The 20,468-nt window shown below is 44.2% G+C and carries 18 protein-coding genes; 14 read left to right on the forward strand and 4 right to left on the reverse strand.

Going from position 1 to position 20,468, the window contains the following annotated elements; all coding sequences use genetic code 11:
* The first annotated feature begins 422 nt into the window (after positions 1 to 422).
* From FTV25_RS11525 to FTV25_RS11550, 6 genes are all read left to right on the forward strand, one after another.
* Positions 423 to 2,003 carry a TerC family protein gene (locus tag FTV25_RS11525; protein WP_034703866.1) on the forward strand — a complete coding sequence of 527 codons (1,581 nt, stop codon included), beginning with the start codon at positions 423 to 425 and terminating at the stop codon, positions 2,001 to 2,003.
* A gap of 75 nt (positions 2,004 to 2,078) precedes the next feature.
* A complete protein-coding gene (locus FTV25_RS11530) occupies positions 2,079 to 2,543 on the forward strand; it encodes a YchJ family protein (protein WP_180003771.1) in 465 nt (154 codons plus the stop codon).
* Between the two features lie 61 nt (positions 2,544 to 2,604).
* Positions 2,605 to 3,249, forward strand: a complete 645-nt coding sequence (locus FTV25_RS11535) for a trimeric intracellular cation channel family protein (RefSeq protein WP_004787374.1) — start codon at positions 2,605 to 2,607, stop codon at positions 3,247 to 3,249.
* Positions 3,250 to 3,380: 131 nt separating this feature from the next.
* A complete protein-coding gene (locus FTV25_RS11540) occupies positions 3,381 to 4,700 on the forward strand; it encodes an MFS transporter (protein ID WP_180003773.1) in 1,320 nt (439 codons plus the stop codon).
* Between the two features lie 163 nt (positions 4,701 to 4,863).
* Positions 4,864 to 7,083 (forward strand): DNA topoisomerase IV subunit A, encoded by a 2,220-nt coding sequence (gene parC, locus FTV25_RS11545; protein ID WP_180003775.1) that lies wholly within the window; start codon positions 4,864 to 4,866, stop codon positions 7,081 to 7,083.
* Positions 7,084 to 7,233: 150 nt separating this feature from the next.
* Entirely contained in the window at positions 7,234 to 8,910 is a 1,677-nt protein-coding gene (locus FTV25_RS11550; RefSeq protein WP_180003777.1) for an AMP-binding protein, read from the forward strand.
* A 35-nt stretch (positions 8,911 to 8,945) separates the two neighbouring features.
* Here the strand turns inward: FTV25_RS11550 and FTV25_RS11555 are convergent, their stop codons facing one another.
* Positions 8,946 to 9,332 (reverse strand): hypothetical protein, encoded by a 387-nt coding sequence (locus FTV25_RS11555; protein ID WP_180003779.1) that lies wholly within the window; start codon positions 9,330 to 9,332, stop codon positions 8,946 to 8,948.
* Between the two features lie 100 nt (positions 9,333 to 9,432).
* Here FTV25_RS11555 and FTV25_RS11560 point away from each other — a divergent pair, with 100 nt between their 5' ends.
* The gene (locus tag FTV25_RS11560) at positions 9,433 to 9,831 is read left to right on the forward strand and encodes an MAPEG family protein (RefSeq protein WP_166136510.1); all 399 of its coding nucleotides are present in this window, start codon (positions 9,433 to 9,435) and stop codon (positions 9,829 to 9,831) included.
* A gap of 120 nt (positions 9,832 to 9,951) precedes the next feature.
* A complete protein-coding gene (gene ppa / locus FTV25_RS11565; RefSeq protein WP_034703878.1) occupies positions 9,952 to 10,488 on the forward strand; it encodes an inorganic diphosphatase in 537 nt (178 codons plus the stop codon).
* 100 nt (positions 10,489 to 10,588) lie between these two features.
* Here the strand turns inward: ppa and FTV25_RS11570 are convergent, their stop codons facing one another.
* A complete protein-coding gene (locus tag FTV25_RS11570) occupies positions 10,589 to 11,938 on the reverse strand; it encodes an OprD family outer membrane porin (RefSeq protein ID WP_180003790.1) in 1,350 nt (449 codons plus the stop codon).
* 868 nt (positions 11,939 to 12,806) lie between these two features.
* On the opposite strand from FTV25_RS11570, the gene FTV25_RS11575 reads away from it, so the two are divergent.
* The gene (locus FTV25_RS11575; RefSeq protein ID WP_159123949.1) at positions 12,807 to 13,541 is read left to right on the forward strand and encodes a TorF family putative porin; all 735 of its coding nucleotides are present in this window, start codon (positions 12,807 to 12,809) and stop codon (positions 13,539 to 13,541) included.
* Between the two features lie 46 nt (positions 13,542 to 13,587).
* Here FTV25_RS11575 and FTV25_RS11580 read toward each other — a convergent pair whose 3' ends face one another.
* Complete coding sequence (locus FTV25_RS11580; protein ID WP_180003792.1) at positions 13,588 to 15,075, reverse strand: YifB family Mg chelatase-like AAA ATPase; 1,488 nt, start codon at positions 15,073 to 15,075, stop codon at positions 13,588 to 13,590.
* 65 nt (positions 15,076 to 15,140) lie between these two features.
* Positions 15,141 to 15,368 carry an accessory factor UbiK family protein gene (locus FTV25_RS11585; protein ID WP_004787313.1) on the reverse strand — a complete coding sequence of 76 codons (228 nt, stop codon included), beginning with the start codon at positions 15,366 to 15,368 and terminating at the stop codon, positions 15,141 to 15,143.
* A 278-nt stretch (positions 15,369 to 15,646) separates the two neighbouring features.
* Between FTV25_RS11585 and glnK the strand changes: the two genes are divergently transcribed.
* From glnK to FTV25_RS11610, 5 genes are all read left to right on the forward strand, one after another.
* Positions 15,647 to 15,985 (forward strand): P-II family nitrogen regulator, encoded by a 339-nt coding sequence (gene glnK, locus FTV25_RS11590; RefSeq protein ID WP_004650081.1) that lies wholly within the window; start codon positions 15,647 to 15,649, stop codon positions 15,983 to 15,985.
* Positions 15,986 to 16,046: 61 nt separating this feature from the next.
* Positions 16,047 to 17,462, forward strand: coding sequence for an ammonium transporter (locus FTV25_RS11595; RefSeq protein ID WP_159123952.1), 1,416 nt, complete (start codon positions 16,047 to 16,049; stop codon positions 17,460 to 17,462).
* 139 nt (positions 17,463 to 17,601) lie between these two features.
* A complete protein-coding gene (gene nrdR / locus FTV25_RS11600) occupies positions 17,602 to 18,069 on the forward strand; it encodes a transcriptional regulator NrdR (protein ID WP_004787309.1) in 468 nt (155 codons plus the stop codon).
* Positions 18,070 to 18,071: 2 nt separating this feature from the next.
* Complete coding sequence (gene ribD, locus FTV25_RS11605) at positions 18,072 to 19,160, forward strand: bifunctional diaminohydroxyphosphoribosylaminopyrimidine deaminase/5-amino-6-(5-phosphoribosylamino)uracil reductase RibD (protein WP_180003794.1); 1,089 nt, start codon at positions 18,072 to 18,074, stop codon at positions 19,158 to 19,160.
* Entirely contained in the window at positions 19,157 to 20,449 is a 1,293-nt protein-coding gene (locus tag FTV25_RS11610) for a DNA adenine methylase (RefSeq protein ID WP_034703433.1), read from the forward strand. Before ribD ends, FTV25_RS11610 begins: the two co-directional genes overlap by 4 nt.
* Positions 20,450 to 20,468 lie beyond the last annotated feature (19 nt).

Genomic DNA, 20,468 nt, shown 5'->3' on the forward strand with positions numbered 1-20,468 from the left:
TGTTCAAATGGCGATTCAGCGTTTAATTGGTTTTGGGAAAAAAGAAGAGTTTAAGGAAATTTTGGCAATTTTAAGAAAGCAGAATCCTGATAGGATAAGGGTTCTGTGAAATTTGTCGTGTACAGAGTCTACTTACTATAACTTAGTTAACAAATATGACAATTCCATGAGCAGACCTCATTTTAGGACAAAATCTTTCATTCAAATTCATCCATAATCCCGGATGAAAACAGGTGAATTTCATGCTGTTCTTGATATACTGAAAGTCTGTCTTACTACAATAGAACTCACATGGGTAGTCGAAGTTGGCGCTTTAATTCAGTAAAACGTCACATTATCAAGTCTTTAATTCAAGTCGGGTATCAACCTGTATCTCATCATGCAAATACTTGCTTTTCTCCTCGGTTAGAGGAGCAGATGCAATGATTTTTGAATGGATGTCAGATCCCTCTGCCTGGATTGGCTTACTCACACTGATTGTTCTTGAAATTGTACTCGGGATCGATAACCTGGTCTTTATTGCAATTCTGGCGGAAAAGCTTCCACCCGAACAGCGTAATGCAGCGCGTATTACCGGTCTGGGCTTGGCGCTGTTAATGCGACTGGTGTTGCTGGCATCGATTGCCTGGGTCGTAACGCTTACTGAACCGCTATTCCATATCTTTGAGCATCCATTTTCAGGACGCGACCTGATCTTATTATTCGGTGGTGTATTCCTGCTGTTTAAGGGCACCATGGAGCTGCATGAGCGTCTGGAAGCCAAACCTGTGACCAAGGAAGAAAATCCGGTTCAGGCGGTGTTCTGGATGGTGATTGTGCAGATCGTGGTACTGGACGCCGTATTCTCGCTCGATAGTGTGATTACTGCAGTCGGTATGGTCAAAGACCTGTCTGTGATGATGATCGCGGTGGTTATTGCGGTCGGTATCATGTTGTGGGCCTCTAAAGCCCTCATGGATTTCGTCAACAAGCACCCGACAGTAGTGATTCTCTGTCTGGGCTTCCTGATGATGATTGGTTTCTCGCTGGTGGTTGAAGGCTTTGGTTTCCATATTCCAAAAGGCTATCTATATGCCGCGATTGGTTTCTCTGTGATTGTGGAATTCATTAACCAGACCATGAAACGCAATCAGGAAAAAATGGTCACCACTACTGATATGCGTTACCGTACTGCGTCTGCTGTGATGCGTATGCTGGGCGGTAAACCGGCTCAGGACAATGATTCTTCTGAGCCGGAAGATGTACTGGCGACCCGCGCCTTTGCTGATGAAGTCTTTGATGATGACGAAAGTGGGGTCTACCACAGCGTCATGGTGCAGGGCGTACTTGGCTTGTCAGAACGTCCAGTGAAGTCGGTGATGACACCACGCCCTGAACTGGAATGGATTGATCTGGAAAATGATCATGCCAGTATCAAAGAGCAGTTATTGCATATGAGCCATTCACGCCTGATTGTGGCGCGTGGTGAGCTGGACAATATTGCCGGTGTGGTATTGACCCATAAAGTCCTGAATGAATACATCGAAACAGGTATTTTGGACTTCGAAAAACATCTGCGTGAACCAGTGATTGTGCATGAAAATGCTCAGGTCTTAATGGTGATGGATCAGTTGCGTCAGGCACCGCTACAAATGGCACTGGTATTGAATGAATATGGTTCCATTGAAGGGGTGGCGACACCGATTGATGTGCTGGAAGCGATTGCCGGTGAATTCCCGGATGAAGATCAGCTAGAAGCAGCCGTAGAGAGCCTGGAAGATGGCAGCCTGATTTTGGATGGTTCAACCGATATTCGCCATGTGTCACTGCTTCTGGATCGTGATCTGGTCAATGAAACGGAAGAATATTCAACTTTGTCGGGTTATATCCTGTTCCATCTGGGACGCTTGCCGGAAAATGGCGAAAAGCTCGAAGCAGATGATTATATCTTTGAGGTGGTCACTATGGACGGCCACAAGATTGATAAGGTGCATATCATCGCGCCTGCGAACCGGAAAGACTAGTTCAACGCCCGAAGAGTCCAGCTAAAAGTTTGCTAAAATAGCCCGCATTGTCGGGCTATTTTTTATGGAATTGAAATGTCAGAAGCATGTCCATGTGGACGAGGTGAATATGCAAGCTGTTGCCAGCCACTACATCAGGGCCAGCAATTTGCCCAAAGCGCCGAGCAATTAATGCGCTCGCGGTATAGTGCCTTTGCCAAGCATGAAATTGATTATATCCAGCAGACTACCGCCCGCGGACAGCAGCAGGCTTTGGACATGCCAGCCATTGCTGAATGGAGCCGAAGCAATCAATGGCTGAAGCTGGAAATCGTGCAGGCCAATGAAAAACTGGACAAGACCCATGCGCTGGTCGAGTTCAAAGCACATTATCACGATGGCAAGCAGGCCCAGATTCATCATGAAATTTCACATTTTGTGAAGTTCGAGAATCGCTGGTACTTTCTGGATCCAACGACAGATCAACAGCTTACAATGAAACAGCCGTGCATCTGTGGCTCCGGGAAAAAATTTAAGCAATGTTGTGCGCATTTTTTATAATTTTCACATAGATTTAGCTTAGAATAGCCGCCATCTCAAAGCCTCAGGTGGAAGCAGGGCGATGTTACTGACCGTCATCTATATTATTGCAATTACCGCTGAAGCCATGACCGGAGCCTTGTCTGCCGGTCGGCGTAGTATGGACTGGTTTGGGGTTACGATCATTGCCTGTGTTACGGCGCTCGGTGGTGGTTCGGTGCGTGATGTACTGCTTGGCCATTATCCCTTGACTTGGGTCAAACACCCGGAATATCTGGTGCTGACTTGCTGTGCCGCCTTTGTCACCATCCTGATTGCCAAATGGATGCGCCATTTACGCAATATCTTCCTGGTACTGGATGCCTTGGGCCTGATTGGCTTTACCATCATTGGCTGCCAGATTGCGCTGGAAATGGGGCATGGTTTTGTAGTCAGTGCGGTCGCCGGGGTTCTGACCGGAGTATCGGGCGGTATTTTACGTGACATTTTATGTAATGATGTGCCTTTAGTCTTCCGCCGTGAACTGTATGCCAGTATTTCCTTTGTTGCAGTCATCTTCTACTGGCTCTGCAGCAATTTCGGTCTGTCACTCGAAGTGACCATTATTTCTACCTTAATTTTTGGCTTTAGCTTGCGTCTGATTGCAATCTATTTCGGTCTGGAAATGCCGAAGTTTATCTATAAGGATGATGACGAACAGTCCGCTTCATCCAAAGACGAATCTTGATATGAATTATGGTAACTGCGGGAGGGAAAACTTCCCGCAGGTGTACGCATTCGTAGTATAAAAAAATAAAAAATCAAACCTCCTGTTGGGACAGCAGCACCTCCCGTTTCACCTGATCAGAGATTTTTGTTATGGATTTAGTTTCTCGGATACAGCGCTTGCCGATCGGCAAGTTCCACTACACTCTTTTATGGGTGATTGGTCTTGGCTGGATGTTTGATGCCATGGATACGGGATTGATTTCCTTTATTCTGGCGAAAATGGCTGAAGACTGGCAGATGACCGCTGACCAGAAAAGCTGGGTGGTTTCGATCGGTTTTATCGGTATGGCGATCGGGGCGATTTTTTCAGGTGGACTGGCAGATCGCTGGGGACGTAAAACGGTATTTGCCAGTACGCTGGTGATTTATAGTCTGGCGACTGCTGCCTGTGCCTTTGCACCTAATCTGACCTGGTTACTGGTATTCCGTTTTATTGTCGGTCTGGGATTGGGTGGTCAGTTGCCGGTTGCGGTGACACTGGTCAGTGAATATATCCCGGCACGGGTACGTGGTCGTTTCATTGTGCTGCTGGAAAGTTTCTGGGGCTTGGGCTGGCTGGTGGCTGCGCTGGTTTCGCGTTTTGTGATTCCTGATTTTGGTTGGCAAGCTGCATTCATGATTGGCGGGATACCGGCACTGTATGCCATCGTAATCTGGAAACTGGTGCCTGAGTCGGTGCCGTATCTGATCAATCGTGGCCGGGTAGATGAAGCGCAAGCTCTGGTCAAAAAGATTGAGCGCAAATGCGGCGTCGAAGTCATGGAAATCTTTGAAGTTAAACCCGTGGCTGCCAAGCAGAATATCTCGTTTATCCAGCTCTGGAGTGGTATTTTTGCCCGCCGCACCTTGATGCTCTGGCTAATCTGGTTTGGGATCGTTTTCTCCTACTATGGTATTTTTACCTGGTTACCCAGCCTTCTGGTCAAGGAAGGCTATACCATCGTGCAGTCTTTTGAATATGTCCTGGTCATGATTCTGGCGCAATTGCCGGGTTATATTGCGGCAGCATGGCTAGTCGAAAAACTCGGTCGTAAGGCAACTTTAGCTGGCTTTATCGGCATGTGTGCGATTTCAGCCTATTTCTTTGGCCAGTCCGGTAGTGTCACTGAAATTGTGATCTGGGGCTGTCTGATGTCCTTCTTTAATCTGGGAGCATGGGGCGTTCTCTATACTTATACCCCAGAACAATATCCAACCAATATCCGTGCTTTTGGTTCAGGCTGGGCCGGTGCAATTGGCCGTATTGGCGGGATTGCTGCACCCTTTGCCGTAACCCATTTGATGGGGATGCCAAATGGTTTCAGTTACGTCTTTACCATGTTTACTGTGGTGCTGATTGCAGTAGCTGTGGTCATTTTAGTCTTGGGAGAAGAGACCAAGGGCAAGACACTAGAATCTATGGGTTTATAAGGTTGGTGATTTTTTAGTTGCTCAGCTGCTATAAAGTGGATATTTTTAGCCCATAAGACACGATTTGTCGCGCTGTGTAGTTTACTGCCCTTGTGCAGCACACAGCCGCGACTTAGCATAAGAAACATTGATACAAAAACGAATTTTAGGATTATAGGTTGTTATGACAAGCCTTGCGCATCATGCGACAGAAAACCGTTCCGTAGCCGAATTTACCGAACAAGCTTATTTAAATTATGCCATGTACGTGATTATGGATCGTGCATTGCCACATATCAGTGACGGTTTGAAACCGGTACAGCGCCGTATTGTCTATGCCATGAGTGAACTGGGCCTAAAATGGACCAGCAAACCGAAAAAATCGGCACGTACTGTCGGGGATGTACTGGGTAAATATCATCCGCATGGTGACTCGGCCTGTTATGAAGCCATGGTCCTGATGGCGCAGCCATTCAGTTATCGCTATCCGTTTATTGAAGGACAGGGCAACTGGGGTTCACCGGATGATCCGAAGTCTTTCGCGGCAATGCGTTATACCGAAGCTAAACTGTCGCAATATAGCGAACTGCTTTTATCCGAACTAGGACAGGGTACCTGTGACTGGCAGGATAACTTTGATGGTTCGATGAAAGAACCGATTAACTTGCCGGCACGTGTTCCTAATATTCTGTTAAATGGTACCACCGGGATTGCTGTGGGGATGGCGACTGATATTCCGCCGCACAACTTACGCGAAGTAGTGAAAGGTACTATCGCTCTGATTCGCAATCCGAACTTGACCGATGCCAAAATGGCAGAATACATTCCGGGACCGGATTTACCGACCAAAGCGGAAATCATTACGCCACCCTCCGAACTGCTTAAAATCCAGACCACGGGTCGTGGCAGTTACCGCATGCGTGCGGTATATACCATTGATAAAAATGAAATTGTGATTACCGAATTGCCATATCAGGTATCCGGTTCAAAAATTATCAGTCAGATCGCGGACCAGATGCAGGCGAAAAAGCTGCCATTGGTCACTGATGTTCGTGATGAATCTGACCATGAAAATCCAACACGTTTAGTGGTGGTATTGCGTTCGAACCGTATTGATGCGGAAGCGGTAATGAGCCATCTGTTTGCGACTACAGATCTTGAGTCTAGCTATCGTGTCAATATGAACATGATTGGTGCGGATGGCCGTCCACAGGTGAAATCGATTCGTCGTATTCTGCTGGAATGGATCGAAATCCGAAAAACCACCGTCACTCGCCGTTTGCAATACCATCTGAACAAGATCGAAAAACGCCTGCATATTCTCGGCGGTTTGATCATTGCCTACCTGAATATTGATGAAGTGATTCGGATTATTCGTGAGGAAGATCAGCCTAAACCAGTGTTGATGGAACGTTTTGGTATTGATGAGATTCAGGCCGAAGCCATTTTAGAACTCAAGCTACGTCATCTGGCCAAGCTCGAAGAAATGGAACTGCGCCGCGAACAGGAAGAGCTGGAAGCTAAGGCTGCCGTGATTCGTGAGCAGCTGGCTAATCCTGAGTCTTTAAAAACCTTGATCATCAATGAACTAAAAGAAGATGCCAAGAAATTTGGGGATGATCGCCGTTCTCCAATCGTGCAACGTGCCGAAGCCGCTGCTATTGATGAAACTGAAATGCTGCCAGCGGATCCTGTAACGGTAGTATTGTCTGAAGCGGGCTGGATTCGCTGTGCTAAAGGGCATGAAGTGGATGCTGAAAATCTGAATTTCCGTGCGGGCGATCAGTATCTCAGTCATGCCCAAGGTAAGTCTAATCAACGCGTCTATGTATTAGATGATAGTGGCCGTAGCTATGGCTTACCAATCAATAGCCTGCCATCGGCACGAGGACTTGGTGAACCATTGAGTTCAAAACTGTCTCCGGCAAGTGGGGTAGGCTTCAAGCAGGTGTTGGTCGCTGAAGATGATGCGGAAATCCTGGCAGTCAGCAGTAAAGGCTATGGATTTAAAACCCAGGCCAAGCAGCTGGATACCAATGCCAAAGCTGGTAAGTCTTTCCTAAATCTATCTGAAGGCGCACAGGTCATGAACCTGCAGCCGCTGGAAGACGCAACTCATGTTGCACTACTCAGTTCAGCTGGCCGTCTGCTGGTTGTTGATCTGTCGGAATTACCTGTACTTAATAAAGGTAAAGGTAATAAATTGATACAACTTGAAGATAAAGATCAAATTTTATCCATGACAATATTGAAACTTGATGAAATAATTCAAGTGCTTGCAGGACAGCAACAATTAAAACTCAAAGGGGATGACCTGCAAAAATATATTGGGAAACGAGGCTCTAAAGGAACCCTGTTACCACGTGGATATCAAAAAGCAAATAAACTGTTGATTCAAAGATAATACTAGCATCCATGAATCGAAATACGTTATATATGAGTAACGATTCGACAAATGGATGCAATGTTGCACATATACAAGTCTAAAAAATGACGTGCAGCATTGAAAAAAACAGTTGAACTACTAAGGATTATGATTGGAGAGATTGGCATTATGGAAAAAATTTGGTTCGCTGAATACCAAAAAACAGGGATTCCAGAAACTGTAGAATTACCAGCAGAAAATACGTCTCTGGTTGATATTTTTGAACGCAATTTCCAAAAATTTGGCTCACGTGATGCCTTTATCTTTATGGATAAGACTTTAACGTTCAATGAGTTGGAAGAAGCTAGTCGTAAATTCGCAGCATATTTACAAAGTTTGGGTCTGGCAAAAGGCACACGTGTTGCCGTAATGATGCCAAACGTTCTTCAGTATCCGGTCGTAGCATTGGGGGTGTTCCGCGCTGGTTTAGTACTGGTGAATGTAAATCCACTGTATACATCACGTGAGCTTGAGCATCAGTTAAAAGATTCTGGCGCTGAAGTTCTGGTCATTATTGAGAATTTTGCAAGCGTTTATCAGTCAATTATTGGCAAAACACCTGTGAAGCACGTCGTGGTTGCTTCTGTGGGTGACATGCTGGGTGCTTTAAAAGGTACTTTGGTGAACTTCGTATTGCGTTCAGTACGTAAGCAGATTCCGGCATGGGATATTCCTGGTCACATCAAGTTCAATGCTGCACTGAACAAGGTAAATCCAAGCAACTATAAACGCCCTGAATTGACTTTAAGTGATACTGCTGTACTTCAGTACACAGGTGGTACTACTGGTGTTTCTAAAGGTGCTGAACTGACCCATCGTAACTTGGTTGCTAACCTGTTGCAGTGTGATGGTATCTTCCAGAGCAAATTCGGTGCGCAAGATGGTCAGCCAGATGACCGTATTTTCTGTGCTTTACCACTTTATCACATCTTTGCTTTCATGGTCTGTGCACTTTACGGCATGTACAAAGGTCAGGCGAACGTTTTGATTCCTAACCCGCGTGACCTGCCTGCGGTGATGAAAGAATTACGTAAATACCAGCCAACATTCTTCCCTGCTGTGAACACGCTGTTTAATGCGCTTGTAAACAACGAAGAGTTCAAGCAACTGGATCATAGCCGTTTAAAAATGGCGATGGGCGGTGGTATGGCTGTTCTGCCTTCTACTGCAGAAGCTTGGAAGAAAATTACTGGCACTAACATCATTGAAGGTTATGGCCTGTCTGAAACTTCTCCAGTAGCAACTGCGAACCCACCGGCATCTGAAGCATTTAGCGGTACGATTGGTATTCCGTTACCTTCGACTGAAGTTGCAATTCTGGATGATGACGGTAATGAAGTTGCACTCGGTGAGCAGGGTGAAATCTCAATCCGTGGTCCACAGGTGATGAAAGGCTATTGGAACCGTCCGGATGAAACCGATAAAGTGATGGTAAATGGCTTCTTCCGTACCGGTGATATCGGTGTTATGGATTCACGTGGTTACATCAAAATCGTTGACCGTAAGAAAGACATGATTCTGGTCTCTGGCTTCAACGTTTATCCTTCTGAAATTGAAGAAGTCGTTGCGAAACATCCAAAAGTACTGGAAGTGGCTGCAATTGGTGTACCAGATGAAAAATCAGGTGAAGTGCCAAAACTGTTTGTGGTGAAGAAAGACCCTTCATTGACGACTGAAGAAGTTCTGGCATTTGCAAAAGAAAATCTGACCGGTTATAAACGCCCACGTTATGTTGAATTTATGGATGAATTACCAAAATCTAACGTAGGCAAAATCCTGCGTAAAGACCTACGTAAGACTGCATAAATCCTGCAATAAAAAAGCGCCTAAGGGCGCTTTTTTTAATTCTCTTTTTTCATTAGCCAGCGGTCGAAGTAAGGACGTCCTACACCGATCACACCCAAAAAAATAAACATGGTACCAAACTGACGGTTAAATCCTCTCAAATTAAAACTGCCATAACTGAGAATATTATCTATCAGGCAATAAATGATGATTGCGACCACCCAGTGCCAGATCGGCATGCGTTTGATGCCCACGGCATAGAAGGCAAGCCATAAGATGGCAAAGGTAAAGAGGGGAGACCAGATATTCATATTGGCACAAATGACCGCCATCAGAAATGCAACAATCGGCAATACGATTTTTAATACGCGATCCACTTGACGTTGATGCTGGCGCTGTTTCTCGAGGACATCGAACATTTCATTTTGATCAGGGCTGACCATAGTGAATCCTTAATCATTTATAAAAACACTCTATTTAACAAAATTTATTCACGAAACGCCATGCTATGATAGACATAAAAATTCTCAAGAGAAAAATCAGATGCATAGCATTAGTGGGGTTATCTATCTCATTTTGGCAGCTTGTCTTTTACCTTATGTTTTTACCTTGATTGCGAAAAAATCGGCAGGGTTTCGTGCAAAAGACAATCAGAATCCGCGGGCATTTTTAGAAAAGTCTACAGGCCTGGCCAGTCGCGCCAATGCCGCTCAGCAAAATAGCTTTGAAAGCTTACCGCTCTTTATCGCCTCGATTCTGATGGCAGAATATATGGTCGTGCCGCAAAGTCTGGTGATGACCTTTGGGATTGCCTATCTGGTTTTTCGGGTCATCTATGGGATCTGTTATCTGGCGAACTGGTCGACCTTACGTTCAATTGTCTGGCTGTTATCTTTATTATGTCCAATAACCTTACTGCTGTTAATTATCAAAATCTCTTAAGCTTAAAATAAAGCAGGTCGAGATATTTACAGTTCGATATTTTAAAATCAAAAAAAATCTGTAAAAACCGTTATAATTGTCGCGGTTTTTAAAAGATATAACTTGTTAAAGAGTGATGCTATGAGCTACAGCAATATCCCAGCGGGTAAAGATGCGCCAAACGACATCTATGTCATTATCGAAATTCCTGCAAATGCAGCACCAATCAAATATGAAATCGATAAAGATTCTGATGCATTATTTGTAGACCGTTTCATGGGTACAGCAATGTTCTACCCAGCAAACTATGGTTATGTACCAAATACACTTTCTCTAGATGGCGATCCTCTAGACGTATTGGTCGTAACTCCACATCCAGTAGAGCCAGGTTCAGTCATTCGTTGCCGTCCTGTAGGTAAACTGAACATGGAAGATGATGGTGGTGTTGATGCGAAACTGGTTGCAGTTCCACACGACAAACTGACTCCGATCTACAAAGATGTTCAAGAATATACTGATCTTCCTCCGTTGCTGATCAGCCAAATCGAACACTTCTTCCAGCACTACAAAGACTTGGAACCAGGTAAATGGGTTAAGTTAAGTGGTTGGGAAGGTGCTGATGTTGCTAAAAAGGAAGTACTCAGCTCAATTGCAGCTTATGCAGAAGCAAATAAATAATTCATTTGCTTTTCAGTTTAAGTCTTTAACTTTTTAAAACTTAAACAAAAAAACCTGCACAATGTGCAGGTTTTTTATTATGGCTTGAAATTCGGGTGAATTAGAATAATTTCACAGGAATATCTAACCAGATACGCCATTCGTTGGTGTCACCAATGTATCGATCAGCTTGATAATCATCGCTTGCACGGTAGTAAGAGTGACGTAAACGCAAGCTCGCATCTTTAGCAAAACCAGATTGAACAGTATATTTCACCTGGTTAAAGAATTCACGTTCTTGTGCATCGCTAGTTACTAACTGAGAACGATCTGGACTACCTGCTACATCAATATCCCAACCATATACAAATGCGGAAGTCCAAGATAGACCAGGAACATTTACAGCACCAAAGTCAAAGGTATATTGAAGTTGTGCTGATTTTTCATTATTGCCAATGAAGTCAGACAGGTATGAGTTTGGTAGATAAATCGTTTGATGACCATCACCTACACCGCGACCCAAACCATAGTCATAGCCTGTGTTACCAGTATTTTGTTGGTAAGCCACCATGATATTGTGCGGACCAGTATTGTAAGTGGTAGAAATAGCCCAAATATTGTTGCTTAAGTTACTTAAGTCATTTGTGGTATGAGAATAAGTATATGCACCACCGTCAGCTTTTTTATCCCACTCAGTATGATAGCCACTGAAATCGTGAGTTAAAGTGCCGCCATTGGCTACTGCATAGCTATAGTTCGCATTCACATAATGACGGTCTAAACGGTCTTTAATATCTGTACCGTAGTAAGAAGCGTTTAGAGCATCACTAAATTTATATTTCACGCCCCAAACAACAGCACGATCAAGCTCGTTACCATCAGAGTCGATTTGGTCTGAATATTGGTTTTTAGTAAATTTACCAGCTGTTAATGACAGGTTATCAATTTCATTACTCGTCACTAATACGCCTTCAAAGTATTCAGGAACGAGACGTGCAGTATTTGATGCCAATACAGGAAGATCTAAAACTTGGGTACCATATACAGCAGTGGTATTAGATACACGAGCTTTCACATAAGCGCCGCCACGAGCCCAATGATCATAAGTATCGCCAGCACCTTTAACGTACTCACCTTTAGCATTGAAACCGTTTTCACGAGGAATCATGCCATTACCGGCATTTTTGTTGTTTCCTAGTTTGAAAGAAGCATCACCGATGATCCCGGCACCAAAGCCGACTACACCTTGAGTAAAGCCAGAATCCAGTTTCACAATTGCAGTCTGTGCAGCTGAACTTGTATCTGCTACGCCATTTTTCTTATCACGAGATAAATAACCAGTACGGAAAAGTACAGATCCTTCTGCGTCTTCTACAAAACCTTTAGACTCACTCTGCTCGCTAGCAAAAGCGGTTGAGATCAATGCAGCCTGAATCAAAACTGCCAATGTTAATTTTTTTGTGTTTTGCATTGGGAGAGAGCCTTATACAAATTGATGGAAATTTTTAGGAATTGTATAAGATTCGCTGAATAAATGTCATTTTTATTTGCGATATTCCACTAAAGTCGATGGATTTTTTTTAATCTAAAGTGAACAATGGTAAGAGATCTAACAGTCTAAATCCTGACCATATAGTAAAAAAACAAATAAAAACAAAGATATTTTTTAAATCTAAATTCTCTGAAGGGTATGACTCATGAGTGCATCAATAATATTTAAAATTAAAATTCTTAGAATGAAAAAGTTGAGTGTTCAAAATCTTCATTTTCTGTATCAGACTCTTCATTAATAATTTCTTAAAAGTAGAAATTTATTATAAATTATTGAATTTTAATATATAAATACTTAATTTAAATATTTGTAAATCCAAAAATGCGCATAATATTCCGAATAATAAAAAGTCATTCTATGAGCGTCATTTTTTGTTGCTTAGCACTATTTTGAACTTTTTAATCCAGAAAGTTCTGAGTTTGAGCAAGAATCAAAAACTCGAATAGAGCAATCTGCTTCTTTACGTTTTATTTCTGCACCTTTTTTTAGCACAAAATTTAATCAAAACAAAAAAGGTTTCAAAATGGCGCAACTTGTAAATGATTATGTATAAGGCCGAAAAAAGAAAATAAATCTTTGAAAAAGGGCTAATGTTAAAAAAAATCTATCAAAGTGCTTTTTTAAAAAATTTAAATATAATTTAAAAACAAATACCTAGTGATTTATTTTATTTAAATTCATCAGATTTCCGTTGTTTTATTCCAGATTGGCATAGCTCTTGCAAATTTCGAACTTGAGTTTAATCAATATCATAAAAACGTCTCAGACGATCTGGGGGAGTCATACAATGAAATCAACATTAAAAGTATTATCTTTTGCTTTACTAGGTGCTGCATCTTCTTTCACTTTAGCGGATGAACCAGCTGCTGAACATTCAGTTTCTGGAAATATCAGTGTACTTTCAAGCTATAACCTGCGTGGGATTACCAACACACCTGAAAATAGCGGAGCTACTTTACAAGGTGGACTTGACTATAATCATGCCTCTGGCTTCTATGCTGGTTGGTGGGGTTCTACCTTAGATTATTCTTTGGTTGAAGAAGGCCGTGATGCTTTTGAAAATAATTTCTATGCAGGCTACAGCCATTCGGTAAACGATGATTTGGGTTTAACGATCGGTACGACTTACTACTATTATTATGAATCTGATGAAGAAACGAATGGATTTGAACTGTTATTAGGCCTGAGCTATAAAGATTTAGGTATTACAGCACAAACTCTTCTTGAAGATACGACTTGGGGGAATGCAGGGGATACTTATATCAAAGGTACTTATAGCTATGCACTGCCTAATGACTTTAGCTTAGACACCGCTTTAGGTTTATATGCTTATGAAAAGTCAGGTGACTATGTAGAAGAGACAAGTGAAAGCTTTGGTTTCCGTCATTTTGATATCGGTTTAAGCAAACCTCTTGCAGATACTGGTGTTACTGCAAGCATCAATTACATCATCGGTGGTTATGATCGTATGGATGTGAAACAAAAGAACAAAGTAGTATTCGGATTAGGTTATAGCTTCTAATTTTTTCTAAATAAAAAAGGCGACTTTAGGTCGCCTTTTTTATTGTTTAAATGTGCTGCCCGCGATAAGACAAGGCTTCCGATAAATGCCCAGTCTGAATATCTGGACTTTGGTTAAGATCGGCAATGGTTCTGGCAACACGCAAAATGCGATGATAGCCTCGTGCTGATAAATTCAGTTTCTGCTGAGCCAGTTCAATCATTTTCTGAGCTGGTGGATCGAGAGGGGCATATTGCTCCAGTTGTTTTGGACTAAGGCTCATGTTCAAGGCATTTTGCCGTTCGATCTGAATGTTATAGGCGGTAATCACGCGCTGTCTGACCGTTTCAGAGTTTTCGACGGGCTTATTGTCCTGTAACTCCTGTGCCTGTAAAGGTGGTACGTCAATATGCAGGTCAATCCGATCCAGTAATGGACCAGAAATCCGGTTCTGATAACGCTTGATGCTTTCAGGTGAACATTGACAGCGGCTGTCCTGATTAAATGCATAACCGCATGGACAAGGATTCATGGCTGCCACCAACTGGAAGTTGGCTGGAAAGGTAATTTGCCGGGAAGCACGTGAGATTACAATTTCCTTGGACTCAAGCGGCTGACGTAATACTTCTAAAACCTTGCGGTCAAACTCAGGCAATTCGTCTAGAAATAACACCCCCAAATGCGCCAGTGTGATCTCTCCAGGTTTAGGATGTGAGCCACTGCCGACCAGTGCAATCGCAGAGGCAGTATGATGCGGTGCCCGAAATGGCCGTTGGCCAAAAGGATGATTGGTATTCGCAATCGAGTAAATACTGGCAACTTCCAGATTTTCCTGAGTATTTAAGGGCGGTAAAATACTGGCGAGGCGCGATGCTAATAAGGTTTTACCTGTACCAGGTGGGCCGCGGAACAGCAGGGAATGGCCACCTGCAGCTGCAATTTCCAAGGCACGTCGTGGTCGCAATTGTCCTTTCACATCCGCAAGATCAAATTTATAAAAAGAGTGCTGATCTACTGGACTGGTCTTAAACGGGGTCAAGGTTTCTGCTTGAGCCAGATGTGCACAGACTTCCTGTAAATGATTGGCGGCAAATACCTGAAAATCCGGGAGCTGAGAGGCTTCCTGAGCATTCGGACTAGGCAAGATCAGCTGATGCTGTGCCTGCTGGCAGGCGATTGCAATGCTCAGGATGCCTGTTACAGGCCGCAATTGACCATCTAAGGCCAGTTCACCAATAAACTCAAGATTATTAGTACAATTTTCTGGAAGCTGTCCTGAGGCTACTAAAATTCCTAGCGCAATCGGCAAGTCCAAACGTGAGCCGTCTTTAGGTAGATCGGCAGGTGCCAGATTAATGGTCAGGCGTTTGGTCGGAAACTGAAAGCCACTATTTAGAATGGCTGAGCGAACCCGATCCTTACTTTCTCTGACTGCGGCTTCAGGAAGCCCCACAATGGTGAGGGAAGGCATGCCAGAACTGACATGAACTTCGACTTCAATTAAAGGTGCGTGCAGGCCTAACAGGCCTCGCGTATAAATTTTGGCAAAAGACATATTGTTGTTCCAATATAGTGCATTATTTTTATTGTTCTCGTGTCTTTTGTGCACTGTAGTTGTGCTTATTTTTTAATCGAGATTTTTTCTTCTAGTTCTTCGACTTGTTTTAGTAACTCATTTAAACGCTGATTGGCATTATTTAGGGCAGTGCGTTGACGTTCGAGCTCTTCTTTAGACACTAAATCCATTTTACTGACGGCTTCGTTGAGCAGGGCACGCAGGTTGTGCTCGAGGTCCTTTTTAGGCTGTTCAACTTGCTGCAAAATTGCTTGTAACAGGGTTTCAATCATAATCCGATCCATCGCTATATAAATGCGCGGACAGTGTAGCATTGCTGCAAGAGTGACTTACAGTATTTCAGATGAAATATAGGCTGCTTCGATTAGTAATATTGTAAAAATCCACATAAAAAATATCCAATTTGTGCAGATTCCAATACGTTATAAGTATAAAATAAAAGAGCAAGAAACATCGTGCCGGGCTTTCTAATTTCCCCCGACCTTAGGAATCTTGGCATGAAATTTGAACATAAAACCTTACTGGTGAAATAAGCCGAAGGAAAACAAACATGAAGCTCGTAACTGCAATTGTAAAACCTTTCAAATTGGATGATGTGCGTGAAGCATTATCTGAAATTGGTGTTCAAGGCATCACTGTGACTGAAGTCAAAGGCTTTGGTCGTCAAAAAGGCCATACTGAACTTTATCGTGGTGCTGAATACGTTGTAGATTTCCTACCGAAAGTCAAAATTGAAATCGCAATCAGCGACGAAATGGTTGATTCGGTAATTGAATCAATTACTCGTGTTGCAAGCACTGGCAAAATCGGTGACGGAAAAATTTTCGTAACTAACTTAGAACAAGTCATCCGTATTCGTACCGGTGAAACAGGTGCAGACGCTGTTTAATTTGGCACGAAGTTTGCTGAGTACCTAATAACTCACAAAAAAACATGGTTGGGGGATACGAATGAAAAAAATGCTAATGGCGTTCGGCTTGTCCAGCGCTCTTTTAGGTGGTTCTGTTGCGTGGGCTGAAGAGGCCGTAACAGCACCAACACCTACTGAAGAAGTCGCACTCGTTGCAGAGACTGGCGATACTTCACTTACAACAACAGACACAACTACAGCAGAGATTGCTGAAGTGGCGCCAGCGGAACCAGCAGCGCCTGCAGAAGAAGAAGCTACTCTCGATACTGGCGATACAGCCTGGATTCTCACTTCAACAGCCCTTGTATTACTGATGACCATTCCAGGTTTAGCCCTGTTCTATGGCGGTATGGTCCGTAAGAAAAATGTGCTGGCAACAATGGCACACAGCTTTGTTGCCGCAGCCGTAGTCAGTATTGCCTGGGTCGTGATTGGCTATACCTTGGCCTTTGGTGAAGGAAATGCCTTTATCGGCAGTCTGGACAAGCTCATGCTGGCTGGAATAACTACCGATGCGCTATCCGGCACAATTCCTGAAATCCTGTTCGTGATCTTCCAAATGACGTTTGCCATCATTACGGTTGCCATCATCAGCGGTTCGATTGCAGAACGTATGAAGTTTGGTGCTTTTGTGGCATTCATTGCACTTTGGGTGATTCTGGTTTATGCGCCAATTACTCACTGGGTCTGGGGCGGCGGCTGGTTAGGCAACGACGGTGCGCTTGACTTTGCTGGTGGTACAGTCGTTCACATCAACTCAGGTGTAGCGGGTCTGGTTGCAGCCTACATGCTTGGTAAACGTATGGGTCTTGGCCGTGAATCAATGGCGCCACATAATCTGACTTTAACTGTAGTCGGTGCAAGCTTACTTTGGGTAGGCTGGTTCGGCTTCAATGGTGGTTCAGCATTGGGTGCAAATGGTTCTGCAGGTTATGCGCTGATCGTAACTCAAGTTGCAGCAGCGGCAGCAGCGATCTCTTGGTTAATTACTGAAAAAGTAGTACGTGGTAAAGCCTCTGTATTAGGTGGGGCTTCTGGTGCGGTAGCAGGTCTGGTGGTAATTACTCCAGCAGCTGGTTTTGTCACTGTCGGTGGTGCGCTGGCAATGGGTCTGATCGGTGGTGTGGTATGTTTCTGGGGTATTACTGCTCTGAAACGTACACTGAAAGCTGATGATTCTCTGGATGCCTTTGGCCTGCACGGTGTGGGTGGTATCGTTGGTGCGATTCTGACAGCATTCTTCGCAAGCGAATTCATCATGGGTGATGCTGCTCCAGCAAATGTAATGAGCCAACTTTGGGTTCAAGTTGAAGGTGTACTTGCAACCATCGCTTACTCTGCAGTATTAACTTTCGTGATTCTTAAAGTGATTGATCTGATCATCGGTATCCGTGTTTCTTCTGATGATGAACGCATGGGTCTGGACTTGAGTCAACATGGCGAACGCGTAGAATAATCTGCTAAAACAATAATCAATATATTGTGTAAAACAGCCCATCTGGGCTGTTTTTTTTCTATATATTGCGTAAAACTCTACAAAGTTTAGAATTTTTGCTACACTCGGAAATCATCAGGATTTGTTCAATTAAACCGCTATGCATTGCCCATTTTGCAATACACCAGACAGTAAAGTGATTGATTCACGCCTGGCCGCTGAAGGTTGCCAGATTCGCCGCCGTCGTGAATGCGTCAGTTGTAATGAACGTTTTACTACCTTTGAAAGTTATGAAGTGGTGATGCCGCGTGTCATCAAATCCGATGGCAAGAATGAACCCTTTGATGAAGCCAAATTACGTCGCTCACTGATGCATGCCTTGCAGAAACGTCCTGTGACTCAAGAACAGATTGAAACGGTGCTGAGTGATATCCAGTTGCAGATTCGCCGTCTGGGTGAGCGAGATGTGAAATCACGTACTATTGGTGAAATTGTCATGCAATCTCTATTTGCACTTGATCATGTCGCTTATGTCCGTTTTGCTTCGGTCTATCAGGATTTCCAGGATGTCGAAGCCTTTCGTCGTCAGATTGAACAGATGCAGCAACGCGGTGAGTTTCAAGAATAAGCATGACTGAACTCACTCAAGATCAAATCTGGATGCGTCGTGCCATTGAGCTGGCACGTCAGGGACAGTACTCTACTAAACCGAATCCGAATGTCGGCTGTATCATTGTCAAAGATGGCGTAGTCGTGGGTGAAGGTTTCCATCCTAAAGCCGGTCAGCCTCATGCGGAAGTCTTTGCCATGCGTCAGGCAGGCGAACAGGCACGTGGAGCAACAGCATATGTGACTTTGGAACCTTGTGCCCATTATGGCCGTACACCACCATGTGCTAAAGGATTGGTTGAAGCAGGCGTAGCTAAAGTGATTGTTGCCTGTCCTGATCCAAATCCACTGGTCGCTGGAAAAGGCGTGCAGATCCTGAAAGATGCTGGCATAAAGGTTGAAGTCAGTGTTTGTGAGGATGAAGCGCATCCGCTGAATGATGGCTTTCTGAAAGCCATGGCGACTGGGATGCCTTATGTGCGTTTGAAAATTGCATCGAGTCTGGATGGCCGTACGGCTATGGCATCCGGTGAATCGAAATGGATTACCGGTCCTGAAGCCCGTCAGGATGTCCAGCACTGGCGTGCCATTTCTGGCGCAGTGATTACCGGGATTGAAACTGTATTGGCTGATGACTGTCAGCTCAATGTCCGTAGCCTGAAAGGTATGAATGACATCAGCACGGTAGTTCAGCCCAAACGGATTATTCTGGATCGCCAGGGGCGTTTACCCCTCACTACCAAGATTTTGGAGACTCCAGAAACGGTGATGGTGATGGGGCCTTATCGTCAGGAGCTGGCTGATCTGGGTGTGATCCAATTCGAAATTCAGCCTTTAAAAGAATTATTACAGCAACTGGTTCAGCAGCATCAGATATATGATGTGCTGGTTGAAGCAGGTGCGACTTTATCTACTGCATTTTTACAGGCAGGGCTGGTGGATGAACTCATCAGTTATGTTGCACCGACTTTATTGGGGCAAACTGCGCGTAGTATGTTCAATGCAGAATTCAGCCGAATGGCAGAACAACTTCGATTCAAGTTGCAGGACGTGACCCGTTTGGGTGATGACTTGCGCTTCAGGTTAATTCCCTCTCAAGAGACACTATGAATTCAGAGTCTACGGTTTACCACAAACGTCGCCATGCGGCACGTACCACAGATGAATATCTTTTCCATCAGCTGGTTCCTTATCTGGGGAACAAACGCCGTTTACTACACTTAATTCTGGAAGCACTTGAGAGCACGGGAACCCTAAAACGTGAAGATGGCCGTGCGCCGATTTTTGCCGATTTTTTTGCAGGTTCCGGGGTGGTTTCACGTCTGGCCCGTCAGAATGGCTATCGGGTGATTGCCAATGACTGGGAACCCTATAGTCATGCACTCAATCATGCAGTTTTAGCTTGTACTGAAGCACCTGCCTTTAAAGAGCTCGGTGGCTATCAGAAAGCGATTGATTATCTGAACCGTTTGCCTGAAGTTAAAGGCTGGGTGACACATAACCTGTGTCCGCGTAATGATGAGATTTATGATCCGACCCGAGACCGTTTGTTCTTCAAACGCCGTAACGGCATGCGTATCGATGCCATCCGTCAGCAGATTGCCACCTGGCAGGCTCAAGGTGCGATTGATGACGTGGAAATGAGTGCTTTGCTGGCACCGCTGCTCTATTCAGCCAGTTTTGTCAGCAATACCTCAGGTGTATTTAAAAGTTTCCATCATGGTTGGGGCGGTAAAACCCAGACTGCACTAGAACGCATTGAATCACTACTTTGGTTAACGCCAAGCCGTTTCTGTGAAGATGCTAAGCATCAAGGACCTGCCGCAGAAATGTGGTGTGTGGATGCCCAACACTTAGCCAATCAGATGAGTGGTTTTGAAGTCGATGTGGCTTATCTGGATCCACCGTATAACCAGCATGCCTATAGTAGTAACTATCATGTACTCAATGCTTTAACGCTGTGGGATCAGGTGGATTTACCGACTCCAGACACTAAAGGCTTCAAGAGCGGGATTGACCGTGCATGGCGTAAAGAACGTCCAAGTCAGTACAACTCATCCAAGCATGCCAAAGAAGCCTATGAAACTTTGTTGGCGACCATTAATGCGCGTTTTATCCTGACCAGTTATTCAACCGATGGTAATATCAGTGCCACAGATTTGCTGCAGGCCAACCTGAAACGTGGCCGTGTAACCTTGCTCACTCAGGATGTGCCACGTTATCGTGTCAGTAAGCAGCGCCAGTCTGAACGTGCACGCGTATTGGAATTTATTGTAATTACCGACACGCATGCCAAGTCAGGTCCACCAATTCGTCAGTTACTGAGCCAGTTGCATCATTATGCCGAGCTGGGCGGTGTGGATACGACCGGTGTGAGTACCCAATTGGCCTTGTGGTAAGCGCAGAGAAAAAGGAAAT

This window comes from Acinetobacter sp. YH12249, from assembly GCF_013417475.1.
Taxonomy (GTDB): domain Bacteria; phylum Pseudomonadota; class Gammaproteobacteria; order Pseudomonadales; family Moraxellaceae; genus Acinetobacter.

Excerpts from the sequence above, each read along its gene's own strand:
- ppa (WP_034703878.1), top strand. The coding sequence starts at position 9,952 with ATGAGCTACAGCAATATCCCAGCGGGTAAAGATGCGCCAAACGACATC.
- FTV25_RS11550 (WP_180003777.1), top strand. The coding sequence starts at position 7,234 with ATGGAAAAAATTTGGTTCGCTGAATACCAAAAAACAGGGATTCCAGAA.
- FTV25_RS11535 (WP_004787374.1), top strand. The coding sequence starts at position 2,605 with ATGTTACTGACCGTCATCTATATTATTGCAATTACCGCTGAAGCCATG.
- FTV25_RS11540 (WP_180003773.1), top strand. The coding sequence starts at position 3,381 with ATGGATTTAGTTTCTCGGATACAGCGCTTGCCGATCGGCAAGTTCCAC.
- FTV25_RS11610 (WP_034703433.1), top strand. The coding sequence starts at position 19,157 with ATGAATTCAGAGTCTACGGTTTACCACAAACGTCGCCATGCGGCACGT.
- FTV25_RS11555 (WP_180003779.1), bottom strand. The coding sequence starts at position 9,332 with ATGGTCAGCCCTGATCAAAATGAAATGTTCGATGTCCTCGAGAAACAG.
- FTV25_RS11575 (WP_159123949.1), top strand. The coding sequence starts at position 12,807 with ATGAAATCAACATTAAAAGTATTATCTTTTGCTTTACTAGGTGCTGCA.
- FTV25_RS11560 (WP_166136510.1), top strand. The coding sequence starts at position 9,433 with ATGCATAGCATTAGTGGGGTTATCTATCTCATTTTGGCAGCTTGTCTT.
- parC (WP_180003775.1), top strand. The coding sequence starts at position 4,864 with ATGACAAGCCTTGCGCATCATGCGACAGAAAACCGTTCCGTAGCCGAA.
- FTV25_RS11585 (WP_004787313.1), bottom strand. The coding sequence starts at position 15,368 with ATGATTGAAACCCTGTTACAAGCAATTTTGCAGCAAGTTGAACAGCCT.
- FTV25_RS11525 (WP_034703866.1), top strand. The coding sequence starts at position 423 with ATGATTTTTGAATGGATGTCAGATCCCTCTGCCTGGATTGGCTTACTC.
- ribD (WP_180003794.1), top strand. The coding sequence starts at position 18,072 with ATGACTGAACTCACTCAAGATCAAATCTGGATGCGTCGTGCCATTGAG.
- FTV25_RS11570 (WP_180003790.1), bottom strand. The coding sequence starts at position 11,938 with ATGCAAAACACAAAAAAATTAACATTGGCAGTTTTGATTCAGGCTGCA.
- glnK (WP_004650081.1), top strand. The coding sequence starts at position 15,647 with ATGAAGCTCGTAACTGCAATTGTAAAACCTTTCAAATTGGATGATGTG.
- FTV25_RS11530 (WP_180003771.1), top strand. The coding sequence starts at position 2,079 with ATGTCAGAAGCATGTCCATGTGGACGAGGTGAATATGCAAGCTGTTGC.
- FTV25_RS11595 (WP_159123952.1), top strand. The coding sequence starts at position 16,047 with ATGAAAAAAATGCTAATGGCGTTCGGCTTGTCCAGCGCTCTTTTAGGT.
- FTV25_RS11580 (WP_180003792.1), bottom strand. The coding sequence starts at position 15,075 with ATGTCTTTTGCCAAAATTTATACGCGAGGCCTGTTAGGCCTGCACGCA.
- nrdR (WP_004787309.1), top strand. The coding sequence starts at position 17,602 with ATGCATTGCCCATTTTGCAATACACCAGACAGTAAAGTGATTGATTCA.